The organism is Aeromonas sp. TECH754, assembly GCF_056279295.1.
The window spans coordinates 3918808-3937500 of sequence record NZ_JBWBRA010000001.1 but is presented as its reverse complement, the minus strand read 5'-3'; the positions used below and the strand labels follow the sequence as shown (position 1 = coordinate 3937500).

The 18693-nt window shown below is 58.4% G+C and carries 14 protein-coding genes; 1 reads left to right on the top strand and 13 read right to left on the bottom strand.

Going from position 1 to position 18693, the window contains the following annotated elements; translation table 11 throughout:
• Nucleotides 1-103: 103 nt before the first annotated feature.
• The 6 genes from ACZ9IL_RS17985 to ACZ9IL_RS17960 are packed head-to-tail and all read right to left on the bottom strand — an operon-like array spanning nucleotide 104 to nucleotide 4921.
• Entirely contained in the window at nucleotides 104-1282 is a 1179-nt protein-coding gene (locus tag ACZ9IL_RS17985; protein WP_476004697.1) for a tetratricopeptide repeat protein, read from the bottom strand.
• Nucleotide 1283: 1 nt separating this feature from the next.
• Nucleotides 1284-1946, bottom strand: a complete 663-nt coding sequence (locus ACZ9IL_RS17980) for an energy transducer TonB (RefSeq protein ID WP_476004696.1) — start codon at nucleotides 1944-1946, stop codon at nucleotides 1284-1286.
• A complete protein-coding gene (locus ACZ9IL_RS17975) occupies nucleotides 1943-2344 on the bottom strand; it encodes an ExbD/TolR family protein (RefSeq protein WP_476004695.1) in 402 nt (133 codons plus the stop codon). Before ACZ9IL_RS17975 ends, ACZ9IL_RS17980 begins: the two co-directional genes overlap by 4 nt.
• Nucleotides 2341-2871, bottom strand: a complete 531-nt coding sequence (locus tag ACZ9IL_RS17970) for a MotA/TolQ/ExbB proton channel family protein (protein WP_476004694.1) — start codon at nucleotides 2869-2871, stop codon at nucleotides 2341-2343. Before ACZ9IL_RS17970 ends, ACZ9IL_RS17975 begins: the two co-directional genes overlap by 4 nt.
• The gene (locus tag ACZ9IL_RS17965) at nucleotides 2868-4163 is read right to left on the bottom strand and encodes a MotA/TolQ/ExbB proton channel family protein (RefSeq protein WP_476004693.1); all 1296 of its coding nucleotides are present in this window, start codon (nucleotides 4161-4163) and stop codon (nucleotides 2868-2870) included. The genes ACZ9IL_RS17970 and ACZ9IL_RS17965 overlap by 4 nt, the downstream gene beginning before the upstream one ends.
• Nucleotides 4160-4921 carry a DUF3450 domain-containing protein gene (locus tag ACZ9IL_RS17960; RefSeq protein ID WP_476004692.1) on the bottom strand — a complete coding sequence of 254 codons (762 nt, stop codon included), beginning with the start codon at nucleotides 4919-4921 and terminating at the stop codon, nucleotides 4160-4162. The genes ACZ9IL_RS17965 and ACZ9IL_RS17960 overlap by 4 nt, the downstream gene beginning before the upstream one ends.
• Nucleotides 4922-5132: 211 nt before the next feature.
• Between ACZ9IL_RS17960 and ACZ9IL_RS17955 the strand changes: the two genes are divergently transcribed.
• Nucleotides 5133-5909, top strand: a complete 777-nt coding sequence (locus ACZ9IL_RS17955; RefSeq protein WP_476004691.1) for a LuxR family transcriptional regulator — start codon at nucleotides 5133-5135, stop codon at nucleotides 5907-5909.
• 103 nt (nucleotides 5910-6012) lie between these two features.
• Here the strand turns inward: ACZ9IL_RS17955 and ACZ9IL_RS17950 are convergent, their stop codons facing one another.
• From ACZ9IL_RS17950 to ACZ9IL_RS17920, 7 genes are all read right to left on the bottom strand, one after another.
• A complete protein-coding gene (locus tag ACZ9IL_RS17950) occupies nucleotides 6013-10401 on the bottom strand; it encodes a response regulator (RefSeq protein WP_476004690.1) in 4389 nt (1462 codons plus the stop codon).
• Between the two features lie 21 nt (nucleotides 10402-10422).
• On the bottom strand, nucleotides 10423-11580 hold the full coding sequence (locus tag ACZ9IL_RS17945; protein WP_476004689.1) for a response regulator: 1158 nt from the start codon (nucleotides 11578-11580) through the stop codon (nucleotides 10423-10425).
• Nucleotides 11581-12082: 502 nt separating this feature from the next.
• Complete coding sequence (locus tag ACZ9IL_RS17940) at nucleotides 12083-13387, bottom strand: 5-methylcytosine restriction system specificity protein McrC (RefSeq protein WP_476004688.1); 1305 nt, start codon at nucleotides 13385-13387, stop codon at nucleotides 12083-12085.
• Between the two features lie 3 nt (nucleotides 13388-13390).
• Nucleotides 13391-14545 carry an AAA family ATPase gene (locus tag ACZ9IL_RS17935; protein ID WP_476004687.1) on the bottom strand — a complete coding sequence of 385 codons (1155 nt, stop codon included), beginning with the start codon at nucleotides 14543-14545 and terminating at the stop codon, nucleotides 13391-13393.
• Nucleotides 14520-15116, bottom strand: coding sequence for a hypothetical protein (locus ACZ9IL_RS17930; RefSeq protein WP_476004686.1), 597 nt, complete (start codon nucleotides 15114-15116; stop codon nucleotides 14520-14522). The genes ACZ9IL_RS17935 and ACZ9IL_RS17930 overlap by 26 nt, the downstream gene beginning before the upstream one ends.
• Nucleotides 15109-17340 (bottom strand): Eco57I restriction-modification methylase domain-containing protein, encoded by a 2232-nt coding sequence (locus ACZ9IL_RS17925; RefSeq protein WP_476004685.1) that lies wholly within the window; start codon nucleotides 17338-17340, stop codon nucleotides 15109-15111. The genes ACZ9IL_RS17930 and ACZ9IL_RS17925 overlap by 8 nt, the downstream gene beginning before the upstream one ends.
• Nucleotides 17337-18431 carry a DNA adenine methylase gene (locus ACZ9IL_RS17920; protein ID WP_476004684.1) on the bottom strand — a complete coding sequence of 365 codons (1095 nt, stop codon included), beginning with the start codon at nucleotides 18429-18431 and terminating at the stop codon, nucleotides 17337-17339. The genes ACZ9IL_RS17925 and ACZ9IL_RS17920 overlap by 4 nt, the downstream gene beginning before the upstream one ends.
• Nucleotides 18432-18693: the final 262 nt, after the last annotated feature.

Sequence of the window (18693 nt, the reverse complement as noted above, 5' to 3'; positions counted from 1 at the left end):
ATTATAGGGAGCCAGACCGCGATGACAAGGGATTTTTGTGAAAAAGATCCCGTTTGCTGAAAAAGCAGGCTGAGCCGTATAAAACGTCGGCTTCCCTTCTATTTTACGCCGCTTTTTTATCCAAATTCTCGCTCTGGGCCTGGATGTAGTTGACCCAGCTGGTTGCGCGCTGTTGCCAACTATCTACCTGCTGCAGTTCGAGAGCCAATTCCAGCGCCTGGGCATACTGCTCCTTATTAAGGTGTGCTTGCACCAGCAGTGCCTTGGCCCTGTTGCCCTGCTCGCCCTTCGTCGACTTGATAACGGCCAGCTGGCTCATGGCCTCATTCGTCCTGCCTTGCTGCAACAGCAACTCGGCGGCACGCATGCTCGCCTTGGTATGAGCGTATTGCTTGGCGAGCAGCTGCCAGCTATCGACCGCTTTGGGCCATTCGCGCGCCCCTTCCCACAATTGGGCCAGCAACTGCTGATTCTCGGCGCTCGGCTTCATCTGCCCCTTGGCCATGGCCGTCTCCAGTAAGCGGGCTCCACGATAGGGCAACCCTTGCCACGCATACAGACGGATGAGCTGACCGCGCGCGGCCACATCGTCCATCAACTGGCGATCGATGGCGGTCTGCAGCAATGCCAGCGCCTGATCGCCGCGCTTGGCCGAGAGGTTCAGTGCTACCGCCTGCTGCCACCACTTGCTCTCTCCTGGCTCGTGACGGACAAGCTCCTGCGCCTGATCGGCAGCGACTGCATAACGCTGCTGCGCGCTGAGGGCGGAGAGGCGAATGATCGCCGCCTGCTTATGCCAGCCTTTCTTCAGCAGTTGTTCACTCTGACTGGCCGCTTCGCCATATTGCTTGTTGTGGTAATAGAGACCCGCCAACCGCAACCGAAGCCCATCATCGGCTTTCAATGCCAGCGCGGCCTGGTAACTGGCGATGGCACCAGACCAGTGGGATTGCTGTGCCTGGATATCGCCACGCAGACGCAGCAACTGAAGCTGCTGTTGCGCCGGCCACTCCTTATAGGCCAACGCCTGTTCCACGTAACGACTCGCCTGCGCGGTCTGCTGCAAGTTGGCCGCCAGGGATGCCTGCAACTGGGCCAGCCAGGCCTTCTCGGCCTCGGATGCCGGCTTGAGCCCGCTGGCTTTCTGTTGAGCCTGTTGCCATTGTCCTGACTGATAGAGCTTCATCACAGGCTCCAGCTGGCGAGAAAAATTCGGGCTCACTTCCATGGCCAGGCAGGCTTGGCTGAGCAGGGCCAGCAGGCAGATCCAGATCCGCAGCATCTTACGACTCCAGTTTGAATTTGAGGTTGATGACTTGCTCCAGCTTGTCGGGCGCGCCCGGCCTTGGCTGATAACGCCACTTGCTGACGGCCTGGATCGCCGCCCGCTCAAACTGGCGCTTGGGCTTGGCCTCGAGCACTTCCACATTCTGTACCCGGCCCTCGGCGTCGACGCTGAAACGCAGGGTCACCGAGCCTTCTATTCCTGCCTGCTGGGCGCGATAGGGGTAGACGGGCTCGACTCGCTGCAAGGGAGTCAGCAGATCGCCAACCCCTATGCCCATTCCTTGCGACTGACCGTGGAAGTTGCCGCTCGCCACCGGTGCTGGACTAGTGGTCACACCGGGGGCATAGACCTGCACGGCGCTCAAGGTGGAGACCAGATCCAGACTCGGCTGCACCGAGGGCAGTGGCGCTGCCGCCGGCATGGGCATAGGAGCAGAGGCCAGCGCGGCAGGGGCTTCAGGCAAAGGTTCAGGCTCTTGCGGCACCGGGCGTTCGCGCACCTGCACCTCATTTATCTCGCTTTGCATGTTGATGACGATGGCTTTCTGCTCCTCTGCCCCCTTTTTACCCTTTGGAGGTTCCACCAGAGTGGCCATGAACAGCAGGATCCCCAGACTGAGGGCGCCCCCCAGTCCCAGGCTCATCAGCTTGTATTTCATTTCGGTGCCACCGCCACGGCGATGTTGGCGATCCCGGCTGCCTTGGCCTCATCCATCACTCGCACCACCCGACCGTGGGGCACCCGCTCGTCGGCCTGGATCACCAGGCTGGCGTCGGGTTGCTCCGTCAGCAAACGGGCCAGGCTGGCCTGCACCCGCTCCACATCGACCTGCTTGCGGTCGAGGAAGATCTGCCCCTGGGCTCCAATCGCCAGCATGATGCTGGAAGATTTCTGTGCCTTGGCCTCGCTGGCTTGCGGCCTCTGTACCTCGAGCCCGGCTTCACGCACGAAGGTCGTGGTCACGATGAAGAAGATCAGCATGATGAACACGATATCCAGCATGGGGGTCATGTCGATCTGCACTTCATCGCGTTGGCGTTTGGATTGCCGTCTCATTGCATTACCTTCTCTTCTCGCAAGCCATCACGGGTCTTGGCCAAGGCGCGCTTGGCCTGACTCTCGAGCCGGCTGAGTAACAACACCCCGGACAACGCCACTACCATACCTGCCATGGTGGGGATGGTGGCACGGGAGATCCCGCCCGCCATGCTTTCCGGGTTAAAACGGTTGGCGGCGGCCAACGCATCGAATACACCTATCATGCCGGTCACGGTACCGAGCAGGCCCAGCATGGGGCAGAGCACCACCAGGGTTCGGATGAAGATCAGATGGCGATTGAGTTCCAGCTCGACCTCGGCCAGCCAGCGGCCACGGATGGCCCTGGCATGCCAGCTGTGGCGCTCACCGCGCCCCTGCCAGCGATCGAACAACTGCTGCTGCAACGGGCCAAAGCCCAGGTAGAGGTAGAGCAGCCGCTCGATCATCAAAATCCACATCAGCACCAGCAAGGCCAGGATGACCCAGAGCACGGGACCGCCACGACCCATGAAGCTCTGCAACTGTTGCCAGACGTCGAGCATCATGCCACTCGCTCCAACCCATTCCCGTTACGCTCGGCACGCTCGGCCAGAATGCCGGCTACCTGCTGTTCCAGTACGTTGGAAAGCTCGGTGAAGCGCGATTGCAGCAGGCTGTGGGCCAGGATCAGTGGAATGGCTGCAATCAACCCCTGCACCGTGGTGATCAGCGCCATCGAGATGCCACCGGCCATGATCTTGGGATCACCGGTACCAAACTGGGTGATGGCCTGGAAGGTGCCGATCATGCCGGTCACAGTGCCGAGCAAGCCCAGCATGGGGGCGATAGCCGCGATCACCTTGACCATGCCGATGCCGCGCTCCATGCGGGGCGTCTCCTGCAAAATGGCCTCATCGAGGCGCAGTTCCAGCGTCTCCATGCTCAACTCTGGATGCTCATCCGCCACCGTCAGTACCCTGCCAAGGGCATTGTCGGTATGGTATTCGCCGCTCTTGAGCTGACGACGCACCAGCCTCAGTTCATGAGAGAGGCTCCACAACCGCATCCCGGCAATGCCCAGGCCGATGGCGGCCAGCAGCACTATGATGGCGCCAACCTGGCCACCTTGTTGCACCTGCTGCCAGAACGTCGGCGCCTGGGCCAGCATCTCGAGCAGGACGCCGTGGGAGGGATCCAGCGGCAACGCCTCACCTTCCTTGCCCTGATAGGCGGTCAGCTCGGACAGCAAACCGCCGGGCAGTCCCAGTACCGGGCTCAGCCCTTCGGCGCTCGGTTGCAAGAAACCGGCACTGCCAAACAACGCGAAGCTGCCGACCCGGGTCAGCGGCTGCTCGCTGGACACACCCTGCGCATCGAGCACCTTGCCGGTGAACTGGGCAATCCGACCAGACTCACGGATCTCTTGCAGCAAGGTGGCGGGCAACAGGGCGAGGGCGGTGCGATCCGGTACCTGCTTGTCCTGCGCCAGCGCCTTCAGTGCGATCAGCCGATCCGGGTATTGACCCTGCACCGAGGAGTCATTCAACAACTTGACCGCATCGCTCGCACCCTGGCGAGTCACCGTGAAGATCTCGTTCATGTCGCCGGAGGCCTGCTCCCACTGGCCGTTCAGCGCCACCAGTTGCTTCTCGTTGTCGGCGAACTGGCTGGCCAGCTGTTTACTCAGGCTCTGGGCGGCGGCCAGCTTGGCGCGAGCACTGCTCAGTTCGGCCGAGACCGATGCCAGATCCTGCTGCGCCTGTTGCTCACGCGCCTGCTCCTGCGCCTGCCAGTCTTCATTGGCCAGTGCAAGCTGGGAGCCGAGGGAGAGGGAAATCAGAAGGGGAAACCATTTCATGACTGAGCCTCCTGGCTACGAGCGACAGACAGGGGCAGTTGCAACAGTTGCGGGACTCTCTTGTCGGCTGCCATCTCCAGCCCGTCGGCGATGGGAGAGAGCCACTGGCTGTCGAGAGCTTGCCATTGCCTGGCCTCGGCAGACCAGCGCCAGGCCTGACTGCGATCGGCCGTCATGGCCAGCAGGGAAACACGGCCAAGGGCCAGCACGTCGACCCGGCGCGAGACGCCATCCAGTTCCAGCTGGGCGGGATAAGTGTCCATCCGGCTGCCGTATTCGGCTTCGATCTGGTAGGCCTGCAGCAGTTGGCGGAATTTCTCGGCCTCGCTCACATCGGCGCGGGCCATGGTCAGCTTGAGCTGGGCGAGCCGTGCCAGGCGATCGTCCTTGCGCAGGGGAATGTCGTCCTGCACCAGTTGTTCCAAATCGGCCTGCATCTGCAGCATCAGCGGGATCAGCCCTTGCCGGGTCTGCTCCACTGCCGCCAGTTGCCGGGTCAGCTTGTCCAGCTCATTTTGCTGATCGGCCACCAGTGACTGCATGTAGCGGTTGTAGGCATCCAGATCGCGCAGTTGCAGCTGCGCATTCTGCAGCTCGGTCCTGGCCAAGACGGCCGCATCGGCTGCCTTTTCTACACGTTGTTGGGAGGATTTTCCGTCAGCGATGCTGTTTTTCAGTGCTGGTGCAACCAGCTCGTCGGCATTGGCGACGAAATGAACGGCCAGTGGCAATAAGGCCAGACCCCAGAGCTTTTTCATGGTACATAATCTTAACAATGATAACTATTCTCATTGTCTCAAACTGCAGTCTCAGAGGCAATCAGATGATTTTCTTGGCCTTCTGCCGAAAAAACAGGATAATTTTTAGACAAACACGGGATTTACTGGCGTTGGTTGTCACAACACCATACTAAATAACTAAAAAATATCTTTTCGATCAGGATGATAGAGGTCGAAAAAGGAGAGTGACATGTTTAACGATGCGATCTGGGAACACATAGATCGGTTCACCAAGGCCAAGAAGACCAGCGATATCCAGCAACAACTGGAGCGGTTCAGTCATCAGATGGGGTTTGATTATTTCCGTTTGCTGATTATTTTTCCCATCAGCATGCAAAAATCCCACGTAGCACTATTTAACAATTGCCCAACCAGCTGGTTCGAAGCCTATTCGGAGCGGCACTACCTGACTCAGGATCCGGTGGTCTTTCTGGGCCTGAAGCAGACCCAGCCCATCTTCTGGAACAAGCTTGACTGCGATTCTCCCTGGCTGCCCAGCGCCAGCCGGGAGGTCATGAATCTCGCGGCCGACTTCGGGGTGAGAAATGGCGTCTCCTTCCCGCTGCATACCCCGCAGGGGGAGCACGGCATCCTCTCCTTCATCAGCAAGGAAAGATCCAGTTCCGACCTGATGTTTGAAAACGTTCCCTTGCTGTCATTTTGTGCCAGCTACATCTTCAACTCGGCGCTGCAGCTGATAAAGAGCAGACCGGACCTGATGAAGCACCTGGCTGAGCTGTCGGATCGGGAGAAGGAGTGCCTGTTCTGGGCCAGCGAGGGCAAAACCTCCTGGGAGATTGCCACCATACTCGGCATCAGCGAACGCACGGTGAACTTCCACCTCAATCAGGTCACCAACAAGACGGATTCCAAGAACCGCAATCAGGCGATCGCCAAGAGCATCTCCAGCGGCATCATAGTGCCCTCACTGGATGATGTGACCATCACCAACCTGCGCCTGTCCTAGACCGCAGAGGGGGAAAAAAAGAGCCGCAATGCGGCTCTTTTCCATTCTGGGGCCATACCACCAACCATCTAATGCAAGCATCCGGTTCATCCTCGTTTCCAGATCAGCCCTCCAGCAGAGCCAGGGCGGCATCGAAGTCGTAGCGATCCACCTGTTGCGCGACCCGGGCCAGGCGCTCGGCCAAGACAGGCGCCAACGCGAGTGATCGCAGCTCAAACAACAGATCGACCGCCTCGCTGTCGCTGTCGGCCAGCAAACGGCCAAGCCGGATCAAACGCAACTGGAGGTCGGGATCGGGCGCTTGTACCGGCGGCTTAGGTGCAGAGTTCTCCTCTGACAGGCCGGCCAGCGCGCCGAGTACCAGCCCCAGGCTTAGCTCCACCTCGGCCAAGCCAGCCTGGATCAGCTCACCCGTCGCCCCTGTCTGGCAGAGCCGTTCCAGCTCGGCCGCTCTTTTCGCAACCTCGAGGGCGCCGATATTGCCGGCCGTCCCCTTCAGGCTGTGGGCGAGTCGGGCCGCCGCCGCAGGATCGGGGTCGGCAACTGCGACCTCGAACTGCTCGGCAAAGCCTCGATAAGCGGCAAGGAACTTGTGCAGCAGCCGCAGATAGAGCTCGGTATGCCCCTGACAGGTCGCCAATCCGGCGGCCTGATCGATGCCATCCAGCTCGGCGGGCAAGATGATGCCAGCATGCAATGCAACCTCTGCTACCTTAGCCGCCGGCAAACGGGCTCGCGGCCTGATCCACTTGGCCAGAGTGGCGAACATGGTGGCCACATTGAGCGGCTTGGCGATGTGGTCGTTCATGCCGCAAGCCAGTGCGCGCTCGCGATCCCCGCTGATGGCGTTGGCCGTCATGGCGATGATCGGCAGGGTGGCGAAACGTGGCTGCTGGCGGATCAGCCGGGTCGCGGTGTAACCGTCCATCACCGGCATCTGGCAATCCATCAATACGCCGTCGAAATCGGCGTCGTGCTCCAGCACGTCGAGCGCCTGCTGACCATCAAATGCCTGATACAACTCTATGCCCACCCCCTGCAACAGCTCGTTGACCAGCTCGCGGTTCAGCTCGTTGTCCTCCACCAGCAGCAGGCGGGTACCATGCAGGCTGGCGGTGGCGGTGGCGCTCTGCTCGCTGCGTTCTGCCATGCGGGTATCGAGTTGAGGCGTCTTGCCGAGTGCGCGGCCCAACGCCTCCAGCAAGGTGGAGGGAGTCACCGGCTTGGTCAGCACCATGGGTAACACAACACTGTGTTGTTCGGCCTGCTCGCGCACCTCCTCGCGACCAAAGGCGGTGACCATGATCACCGAGGGTGTTTGGACCAGATTGACCCCATGCATCTGCCGCACCGTCTCCACCCCATCCATGCCCGGCATGCGCCAGTCCATCAACACCAGGTCATAGGGCAAGTGCCTGCGCTCGGCCTCCACCAGCATCGCCAGGGCCATCCGGCCACTGTCGGCCACATCCACCTCGACCCCGAAGCTACTGGCCATGCCGTACAGGATCTCGCGGGCGCTGGCGTTGTCATCGACCACCAGCGCCCGCACCCCGCGCAGCTCATCCAGGGTAAACATGCGCCTTGGCAACAGCTCGCCCTGACGGCCGAAGATGGCCGTAAAATGGAAAGTGGAGCCGAGTCCCGGCACGCTGTCCACCCAGATGCGTCCCCCCATCAACGCGATCAGGCGTTTGGAGATGGATAGCCCCAGCCCGGTTCCCCCGTATTTGCGGGTGATCGAGCTGTCGGCCTGGCTAAAGGACTGGAATATCCCCTCGCACTGTTCGGTGTTCATGCCAATACCGGTATCGCGCACCCAGAAGTGCAGCGCCAGCCTGCCATCCTCTTCACCGATCAACTCGGCACCGACCACGATTTCGCCGTGCTCGGTGAACTTCACGGCATTGTTGCCAAGGTTGATCAGTATCTGCCCCAACCGCAGCGGATCCCCTACCAGCGCGGTCGGCAGATCGATGGCGGTGTTGAACAGCAGCTCAAGGCCCTTATCCTCGGCACGCAGGCCTATCATGTTGGCAAAATTATCCAGCACATCCTCCAGATGGAAGGGGATCAGCTCCAGATCCATCTTGCCGGCTTCGATCTTAGAGAAGTCGAGGATATCGTTGATGATACCGAGCAGGTTCTCCGCCGAACGATGCACCTTCTCGATGTAGTTGCGCTGACGGCGATCCAGCTCGGTACCCAATGCCAGATGGCTCATGCCGATGATGGCGTTCATCGGGGTACGGATCTCGTGGCTCATGTTGGCGAGAAAGGCGCTCTTGGCCTGGGTAGCCTCCTCCGCGACAGCGCGCGCCTCGGTCAGCGCCGTGACGTCGATGTTGACCCCGGTTGCCCGCAATGGCGCCCCTTCCGGGGTGCGGGTGAAGCGACACAGGGACTTGAAGGTGCGCACCGCCCCATCCCGCTGCCGCTGGATACGAAAATCGATCTCGAGTCGGTCATCGCCGTTGGCGATCGCCGTCTCGAAGGCAGTGCCCGCAAGCGCCGCATCGTCGGGGTGCAGCAGCGCCTTCCAGTGATCCAGGGTACCGCCGAAGCCGCCCGGTTCCAGCCCGAACATGTTCTCCAGCTGGGGCGTCCAGTAGCCATGGCCGGTCACGAGATCGATATCGAACAGACCTATGCCGCCAGCCTCCTGCGCCAGCGTCAGGCGCTCGCTGGCCGTGCGCAGCCTGGCCCCCAATGCCCGCCGTTCGCTGACATCCCGCACCGAGGCACAGACACAGGTGCCACGTCCGGCCAGCGTGGGCAGGTGGGACAAGCCGATCTCCACGGAGAACAGGCTGCCATCCTTGCGTACCCCTTGCAGATCTTCGATGTTGGCCCCCATCTGGCGGGTGCTGCCGTGAGCGATGAAATCATCGCGCAGAGTCACGTGAGAGCCACGGCCGCTCTCCGGCACCAGGCATTCGATGGACTGACCGATCAGCTCACCGCCGGCATAGCCGAACAGCTTGTCCATCTGCGGATTGGTGAGCAGGATGCGGCCATCGGCACCGATCACCAGCATGCCGTCCGGCGCAGCCTCTATGATGCCGCGATACCAGGCCTCGGTGGCACGCAGCGCCGTCTGCTGCGCCTCCAGTTCCACCGCCTGACGCTCCAGTTGCAGGGTTTGTGCCCCCATCTCGTCGGCCTGGCGCCGGGTCTCCTGCAACAGTGTCAGGGCGGCCTCGCTACGCTCCATGATGGTCATGGCGCTCGCCAGTCTGGGCAACACCTCCTGCAACAGCAGGGTCTCTATCTCCCCCTGTGAGCGAAGGCCGGCCAGTTCCAATACTCCGAGCAGGCGATCGCCACGCATCACGGGTTGCACCAGCAGATAGCTGGCTGGCGCGCCTCCCAACTGGGATCGCACGTGCCAGAATGACTCGGCCAGCCCCTCCAGCTGGCGCGGCTGGCGATCGACAGCACACTGGCCCAGCAGCCCCTCGCCGAGGGCAACCCTGGCAGCCAGTGGATGGGCAGGATCATTGGCATAACCGCCCAGCAGCTGCAGGCTGTTCGAGCCTTGATGCAGGCTGTAGAGTCCCCCCTGGCAGGTGCCCAGTGATGGCGCCACGTGAGCGAAGAACACTTGTGCCAGCTCTTGCGGGCTCTCTGCCTGCTGCAAGTCGACCTGCAAGCGCGAGACCAGGGTCTTGACCGTTCGCTGGCGCTCGAGCTGGCGCGCCTCAAGCTGCAAGGTGGCAATGGCTCGCGCCAGATCACCGGTCTCGTTATGCATGTCGGTATGGGGGATGGATTGATCCAGCTGCCCGGCGGCCAGCTGGTCCACCGCCTGGCGTACTCGCCTGAGCGGGTTGCTGATCGACTTGCTGACCAGCCAGGCCAACACCAGCGCCAGTGCCAGACCGCCCAGCAACAGGATGTAGGTGAGCACGCTGCTTCGATCGGCATAAACGGTGATCTGGGTAACCAGATCCCGCAGCGCGTTCTGCTTGAGCTGCGCAATTTGCTCCAGGATCGTATCGGCACGGGTATGGAGCCGCTCAAAATCGGTGCTGTTGAGCAGCAACTGTGCCTGCTCCTGATCACCCTGCTCGGCCAGCTGCAGGACTTGCTCGCCGATCTGCTGATGACGCTCGAGCAAGGATTCGAGCTCCGAGGAACGGACAAGGTTCTCGGTACGCCAGAGGGTTGGCTGGGCTAGGGCCAGTTGGTCCTGCAAATGCTGCCGGGCAGTCTGCACCAGCTTGAGTGCATCGAGACGCACGTGGGCGTCGTCGGTGTCGATGGCTTTATGCAGCGCCAGCACGATATGCGGCAGCTGCACCCGCGCCTCATGCAGATTGAGGGCTCCCACCAGCTCCTGGGTATAGAGATACTTGAGATCGCTGGCGAGCCTGGCCTGGGTACGCAGGCTCTGCACCCCGAGCGCCAGTGCCAACGCCAGCAGCACGGAAAATCCCAGTGTCAGTTTGTGCCGCAGCGCGAGGCGCTCGAGCGGGGTGAGCAGGCTCATCGAGGGCTCCTTGTCGGGATCTCAGGGTTGCTTGGGTGTAGGTGTCATGGCCGCCGGCAATTTGGCCATGTCCTGATCGCTGTCGGTAAAACGCTCGGCAATGGCGTGAAATTGGTCGCTGGAAGACAGGAAGGCAGCGCAGATGTCCGGATCGAAGTGCCAGCCACCGCCCTGACGGATGATATCCACCGCCTCTTGGTGAGGCATGCCCGGCTTGTACACCCGGCGGCTGATCAGCGCATCGTAGACATCTGCCACCGCCATCAGGCGGGCGCTGATGGGAATGGCATCTCCGGCCAGGCCCTGCGGGTAACCGCTGCCATCCCACTTCTCCTGATGGCTGTAGGCTATCTCCTTGGCCAGACGCAAGAAATCCACCGAAATACCCAGTTGATCCTCGGCCCGCTGGATGGCATCACGGCCCAGAGTGGTGTGAGTCATCATGATCTCGAACTCTTCTACCGTTAAACGGCCGGGTTTGAGCAGAATATGGTCCGGAATGCCGACCTTGCCGATGTCGTGCAAGGGCGCTGACTTGAACAACAACCCTATGGTCTCCTCATCGAGGAAGTGGCTAAAGCGCGGATGGGTGCGCAGCTGTTCGGCAAGCAGCCTGACGTAGTGCTGAGTGCGACGGATATGGTTGCCGGTCTCGTTGTCGCGGGTCTCCGCCAGCGAGGCCATGGCCTGGATGGTCACGTCCTGGATCGCCATCACCTCGCGGGTGCGACGCCGGACCTCCTGCTCGAGAAAGTCGTTCTGATCCCGCAGGAAATCGGCGGCCGCCTTGATCTTCAGCTGGGTATCGACCCGGGCCAGAACCCGTGACGGATTGATGGGCTTGGTGATGTAATCGACGGCACCCAGCGCCAGCCCCTGGATCTCGCTCTCCACGGCAGTCATGGCGGTGAGAAAAATGATGGGGATATCGCGGGTACGGGGGTCTTGCTGTAGCCGCTCGGCCACCTGATGGCCGGAGAGCCCAGGCATCATGACGTCGAGCAGGATCAGCTCGGGCAACGGATCCCCTTGCAGGATGCGCAACGCCTTCTCACCGCTGTTGGCCACCTTGACCCTGTACCTCTCCTTGAGCAAGGCGGCCATCAGCATCAGGTTGTCCGGGGTGTCGTCCACCACCAATATGGTTGCGGGCTGACGAAGAGCTTGGGGGCGACTCATGATGATCGGCACTCCTGCCAGATGATGAGCGGCGACCTTGCCACTCTGACTAGAAGCAGCTTACAAAACAATCGAGTAGCTTTCGAGAACCGGCTCCACAAAAAAGCCGGTGCGCCAGCCCGATTTGATGGGCATGGCAGACACCGGCTCGTGCGGACCATGAGATGAAGATCTCATCTCATGTGGGATAAAAATAAAGTGTCATCCTAACTAACGGCAAAAGCCGCCTGAATCGGTGGTTTTTTGTTCGAAACAAGGGGTAAAGTATCATCCTAAACCAGAGGCCGGGCGCACCTGCCGGTCGGATCCGTAGAAATAAAGTTTCATCCTTAGCGCTAAGAAAGCCTTAACGGCATACTGGTACGCCAACGCTTGGTACTACTTAACCTGCTGTTTGGCGCAGTCAAGCTCCTGGCTGCCGACAATGTTAAACGTTTTCAGGCCGCCCCTAAAGGTAAAATCAACCATCGCTAAATCTGTTAGGCAGAAGCCCTTGAATCAATCACACAAAGGCTGCTGTAACCCCAGCAGCCATGTTTGTGGCAAATAGTCTGAGAGCTCCCGCCCTAGAAATCAGGCGGCTCTCGATCTGAATGCCCACGATTTGCACGGCATCCACCACAGCCTTTTCAAAGACAGTGCACGCCCCTACGGGCTGCGGGGCATCGCCTGGTTGTGCTGGATAGGCTAGTGCCACTAGGTTGCATCCAGTAGCCTTGGAGAAGGCTAGGGCTTCGTAGATGTCAGCTTCACTGATGCGAAGCTGTCCCTTCTCCACGTGGCCCTTGTACTTGGCATCCAGCAGCATCCTGGGCCTTGTTCCATCGGACTCAATCACACAGTCTGGGTACACTGAAAGCTTGCTCACAGCACCGGTACTCATCCTGATCTTAGTGCCCAAGGGATAGCCCTGTTGGGGCACTACGGCACTGCGACCAAAGCCCAATCGTGCAGCCACCGTTAACAGATCTTCCCACACGCGCCAGGTATTCACTAAGTAACCAGGTGCATGGGCCTGTCCCTGCTTGTAGTTAAGCCCCAGGCCTCCGAGCACATCGATAGACAGCTCATGCAGTGGCTTCCACGCTCGGTGCCGTGCAGGAATGGGGTTTCGACGGTTAACAGCAACGTTCTGAGGCGAAAGGTCTTCAATCAAACGCACCAGCGAACTTGCGGCTGACGGGTCACTTACTTCAGGGAGTAACTCCTTGGCCGCTGCCACGATGTCTCCGTTCCAACCGTTCTTGCGATCAAAGCGAATGAGCTCTTGCTCAAAGCCATCAGGTGAAGGAAAGATGAGATCCACCGGATCAGGATCCCCATCGATGAAGAAGTCTGCTTCACGCACCCTACGATAGCTGCGCAGTGGCCGACGTTTACGGGCCTCGTACATGCTCGTGATAGAACGAGCTACTAGCGTAGACAAATCCCTTGGAGTACCACCTGATGCCGATAAACGTTCGGAAGCCAAGAGCCGCCCATGACGTGAAAGCGTGGAGAGGAAAAAGAAATCTTCGCGCCACGCTGCATCTGTGTCGTCGAGCCCCAAAAACTTGGGAGCAACTTCCAGTTCCAGTGAAGGTGCCAGGCGAATAAGGCCCGCAAAATCGATGGCACGTGTGCCCTTGGCATCCACACTGATAGGGTTGTAGCTAAGCCTCAAGCTCGACGCAGCCCGGCTCCCAGCCTCCAATAAAAGGCTGTTGGCCTTCGTGCGATCCACCCCAATCGCGTCAGCAATCGCACGGCTCAGGTCAACGGGTGTACCGTACTCAACAAGGGACAGCCGTGTTCGGGGGTTCACCACGTGTTAACCCCTCGGATTGGCAAATGCCCTGAGAGCCGCATAGATATTGTTCTCAGCAAAATTCGTGGGCCCTTCAAAACGAAAGCGTAAATCATCCGCAAAAGTTGTTTCGGTGAGCTTGAACGGATTAAAGGCTGGCCCATCGAGCGCATTAAGAGCCGCTGCAATTCCTCGTGTGTCCCCGAAGAACACCTCTTCCACGTGTGCACGCACCTTGGCCCACCCTACACACAGCGTGCCCAAAGCTTCATTAAGGCCCAATGTTTGCGGCTTCACATCCGACATCAGTACACCATGCCCGATCTGAAACTCGGGACCACGGCCCAGAGCAATTTGCGCGTTTATAGCAATCCAGGCACTCACCGAAGCCTCCAAGGCATCGTTCACGCTGGCAGGTACATCAGGCAATGCATTGACACCCTTGGCACCCAGACCGTAAAACGTCCGCAAAGCCGCTTCATCGGGCTCCAAGCGCATAGGTTCCCAACGACGCAAGAACGCGACATCCAAGGGCTCCACAGACGCATCGGCCTGATTCATCGCAGCCAAGATATAGAGGTCATGGGGCAGTGCGTATTCGATCACATCACCAGAGGCGGGATCGAGCATTTCAAAGAACTGCGTTTCAGCACGTTTGGCCCCATCAGAGGCCAAGCGTTTATCGGACTCAATGGCCACAATGGCACCACCGAACACCTGCACCGCAGGACCTCGGTTAATCTCATCAATGATCAACAGTGCAGCCCCATTGGCACCCTTCGCATGCTCACTCGCACGGTACAGAGTCCCCTTCACGATGGTGAAGTCTGGGTCTCCTGCTGCCTTGTTGACCGCAGGCGTGATGCCCGATAAGAAATCGCGGTACTTGGAGTTTTGGTGGAAGACCGTCCGAAAGACTTTGCGGTCCATCTTCATGGGAGCAGGAATGCCTTTAACAGCCCCAGCAGCAGGAGGAATCGGGATGCCGCCCATGGGATTGAGCTGCGGTGGGCTATCTGCAGGAGCAAGACCAAAGGCTGTTTCAAAGGCCAAAGCAACTTCGGCCAAGAGCTTGGACTTGCCCGTGCCAGGTGCACCAGACACCAGCACGTTGCGCGAACGTGCGAGTAGCTTTAACACCTGTTTGCAGTTTTCACTTGCCATTACAGTACTTTCCATGGTTAGTGAAGTCTCGGTAGCCTATCACTGCGCGATTAGCTGCACGTTTGGCATCCAAACAACCCAGTAATTCAGCAGCCACAACGGCATCCCATTTGCCCTGGATACGTAAAGTTTGTTCCTCTGCATAGTGAGGCCAAACAGATCCATCGTTTAACTGAATTAGCAAAAGCAAAACGCGGTTGCCTTCGCCACCTTTGGGTACTCGGCTGGTGTCAAAACAGCCGTATTCATGTACCCGAGCAATGCGACCTTCGGATGGCCGCACATCAGTTGGAGGCTCAAAGAACGAATCCTTACGCATAACCTGCCCGCTGGAGTCGTGCCAGAAAAACTCACCTTGGAACACGTCAATTTCTTCAACTACACCATCGCGTTTACGCTTTTCTTTGGCCTTATTAGGAAACATCAGCGTGATGACAGGCAGCAGTGTTCTAAAGGAGCCAAAACGAAAATCGCGGGCACCACCACCAGTCTCTGAATCATTTGACTGGGCAAGAATTTTTCTTAGGTCCCCAGCGACAATTTCTTTGTATAGAATTCGGGCAACATGCCCAGCACCACTAGCCATTACTTTTAGCTCCTTCTTCTTCCATTTCTTCACCTCCAAGGGCGAGCTCGGAGGGCACATAAGCTAGCGCCCCCAACGCACGAGCATCTGCCACACGATGCGACCAAACAGTTGACATGTTTCCAGTACGTTTTGCCATTGCAGCCAACGCACTATCCCGGGTTATTGTGGATTTTGCCTCACCTGGCAGGCACATTTGGCCCCGATCCAAAAGCGGGAAGTCTTGGAGCACTAACTCCATGTCCTTTAAATCGAGCCCATAGGCCACGGCCACTTCCGCATCAATCTCCCCACGAAGCTGCGCCATGCGCTCGTAGGTTTCACGAGTAGCCCCCGCACTGTCGAGTGTGCGCAATTCGCGTGCAGCACTCACCAGCCTCTTCCATGGCAAACCATCTTTGGCGAGTTTTGGCATGGGCACGCTTTGCAGCAGGAAGTAATTCACCGTCGTAGTGAGCACACGCCGAAGCATCCAGTCAAAGGCAAAACTGTTGGCGATGGACACCCACACCAGCAGCCGTTCTTCCGATGGGTCCTCAGGGAAAAGGATCGTGGGCACCTTATTGCCACAGACCACCCCAGCAGGAATTAACGAGGCCATGAGCGAACGCTCATTGGTCTGACCCGCAATGTCGCAAAAGCCCACACGCAGCACATCCGCACGGCGCTGGTTAGCACGGGGCACGTCGGAGGGGTGAATCCAAAACTGGGGGGCAAGGCGTGAGCCTCCGATGGCATAAGCCTCCCACAACGCACGGCGACCAGTGCCAGACACGTACCCTTTTACACCAAAGCGATGCGCCTGCACCATTCGACCTTCCACCAGTGGCAAAGCGCTAGGCGTGGCACGCCCCAGGAACTTTGGACGCTCCTTGGTCATATCAACTTCACGGCAAAACTTCGGGGTCCAGCCATAACCAGGCTCTTCCCACGAAACACCTGCTTCTCCGATCTTTGAGAAGAGCGTCCACTCAGACACGTTACGAACCTCGGGAAGGCTCAAATCGCCCCGAACACCCGCAAGTGCTGCACGCCCAATAGTGGCAGTTCCCGTAATCTCCAAGCCCGTAGGGGTGCCCCGCTCATGCATGAGAGTGATGGGATCACACTTGCTCTTTTCAGAGCCAGCCTTCGTGAGAGCCACGGCCAGGAACTTAAAGCGTGTGTCGATGGCAAAGAACCGTGCACGGTTATCAATGATCGACATGGACACGCTTTGGCTCGCATCAAAAATTTTCTGCCGCATGGCGCGGGTACCTTGCGAGCGAATGAGCCCACCGGGAATTAGTGCAGCCACCACACCCTGCTCTTTGCAGAGTTCAAAAAAGAGGTCCGTGAAAGCAATGTATAGGTCTGGCTCTCCATTACCCAAATCGGGATAGCGAGCCAACAGGCGACGAGAGTAGTTCGCTACCTCATCGCGCTGCTGGGCAAACAGCTCCTCATCAAGCCCATGAATTTGGGCCCCGTAGTGGCGCTTGGTGCCTGAGGACTTCAAGAATTCGTGCCGTGAGAGCTTGACCTTTTCCCATGGTGGGTTGCCGATCACCGCATCAAAACCCTCAGGGACCATGGCAGTCCAAACCTTGCGATCTGCCATCAAGCTATCGCCACAGTACCAACGTGCACGCATAGCTTTAAGAGTCGACACATCATCAGTGAACGAAGCAAGCGCAAGCAGTGCCGCACGCAAAGAGTTACCCGAAAGATCCGCTGCATACACACCGTGAGCCAACCAATGCGCAGTCTTGGCTCGATCCATCCCACAAACTGCGTGAGTCAGCGCTGCTAGCAAAATTCCTGCGCCGCAGGCAGGATCAATCACCTTGCTCTTGTGTGTGAGCTTGGGGGCAGCGAGCTTCGCCAGTCGTGTAGCTAGGCGAAAGTCCGTATGGTAGGCGCCCGTGCTTTTTCGGTCCTGCTCATGCAAGACCTCACGCGCCAGGACACTCAGTGCCAAAGCAGGGTGAATAGGTGAACGCTCGATGGCACTTGCTACAGGTGCCGCAAGCTCCAAAAGCTCTGATGCTGGGCGCTTGCTCTTGACTCCAAAAGCCTCGTGAAACGCCGTTAGGTCAAACCCGCCAAAACGCGCTGACGCTGCCTCCAAAACTTGAAGCCGAAGCTCAAAGCTAGTTGGGCCATAGTCCCCTCCCACAGCCCGAGTGAGTGCCGCTTCTGCTGGGGCTAGGTACTCTGCTTCAACAGGCCGAGGAGCACTCATGCATAGCTCCCCACGAGAACGGGTTTGATGGCTTTAACTGTTTTTGACTGGGCTTGGGGAAGCTGTGCCATGGACCTCTTCACGACCACCAAAAATTCGTTCACATCGGACGCCGAGCTACTGGCAACCTTGTTTGGGCGATATCGACCAATGGCGCCCAAAGGGTACATTGTGGACGAGCCGATCTTAGAAAGCTCAGCCTTCATGTCCTGCATGCAGATGTGTCCTTCACTACTGTACGAGAGCAGTACCCTTTGAGCCTTCAAGCCATGCACCAGACGCGAGAGTGTTTTGAGAGCACGGCTCTTGTAGCAAAAGTCAGAAGCCAAGGCCTTCCATGGACGAAGTCCCGCAACACCCTCCACCACAGGCTCATCGCCAAGAGCCACCGTTTCAAGGATGTGGTAATAGCTTGCGTATTGACGCTTGGTGTATGGGGGGTCCAAATACACGAGGTCGTGTGCAACATTCGGAACGTCGAACACATCACCCACGGTAGCCTCAACGCACACACCAGTTTCTTTGAGATCACGGCAACGCATGGCAATCTTGTTTTGAGATTGGCTTGTCCATTTGGAGAGGAAGCAGCCAAAAGTGCCCGCAATGTTGGCAACGCGGTTCAGTGCACCAAAGAGATCGGCAATCAACAGCCTCTCCTCAATTTCGTCAATATATCCGGCACCTTTCCACTCAACAATCAAGCAGCGCATAGCGTCGATCCGAGCTGCATTTTCTTCGGTGAAGTACCTACGCTCAATTCCACACGTATCGATCGAAGCGGGGCTATAAGTGCGCCACATAAAACCATGCAATGGCTTAACTGCGTTTAGCTTGCTAACAGCACCAGAGTACCCACCAAGTTTTTTGAAGGTCACCTGATCATGGCTAATAAGACGTGCTCCAGCAGAGATAACAGCTGAGTGCAAGCTATCATTAATCCGCACATTCCAACCATGCTCCGCAGCGGCCTCAGCTACAGCTCCAGTTCCACAAAAAGCATCCACAAAAAACGCGCCCTCTCTAGGCGGCCCAATGTGGGATGCTATCTTGTCGATGAGTCTAGATTTGGAGCCAATATAGCGAAAAGTCATATAGAAACCCCTACGTTTTTTTTACGGCCAGTTACTGCTCGACCCTGACCAAGTTCTTGGCTGGCTTCTGGGCTTGGCAACACAATACCTTTGCGGTCGCAATAGTCACAAAGGAGTACCTCAAGCATATTCACCATGCTCCGCTGCTCATGCTCCGCTGCCTCCTTTAAGGCCTGTTTGAACTTTCTGGAAACTCTTAGATTTAAGGTCTCACTTTTGAGGTCAGTGAATCGCATGAAAACGCCACGCATATGTCTGTGCA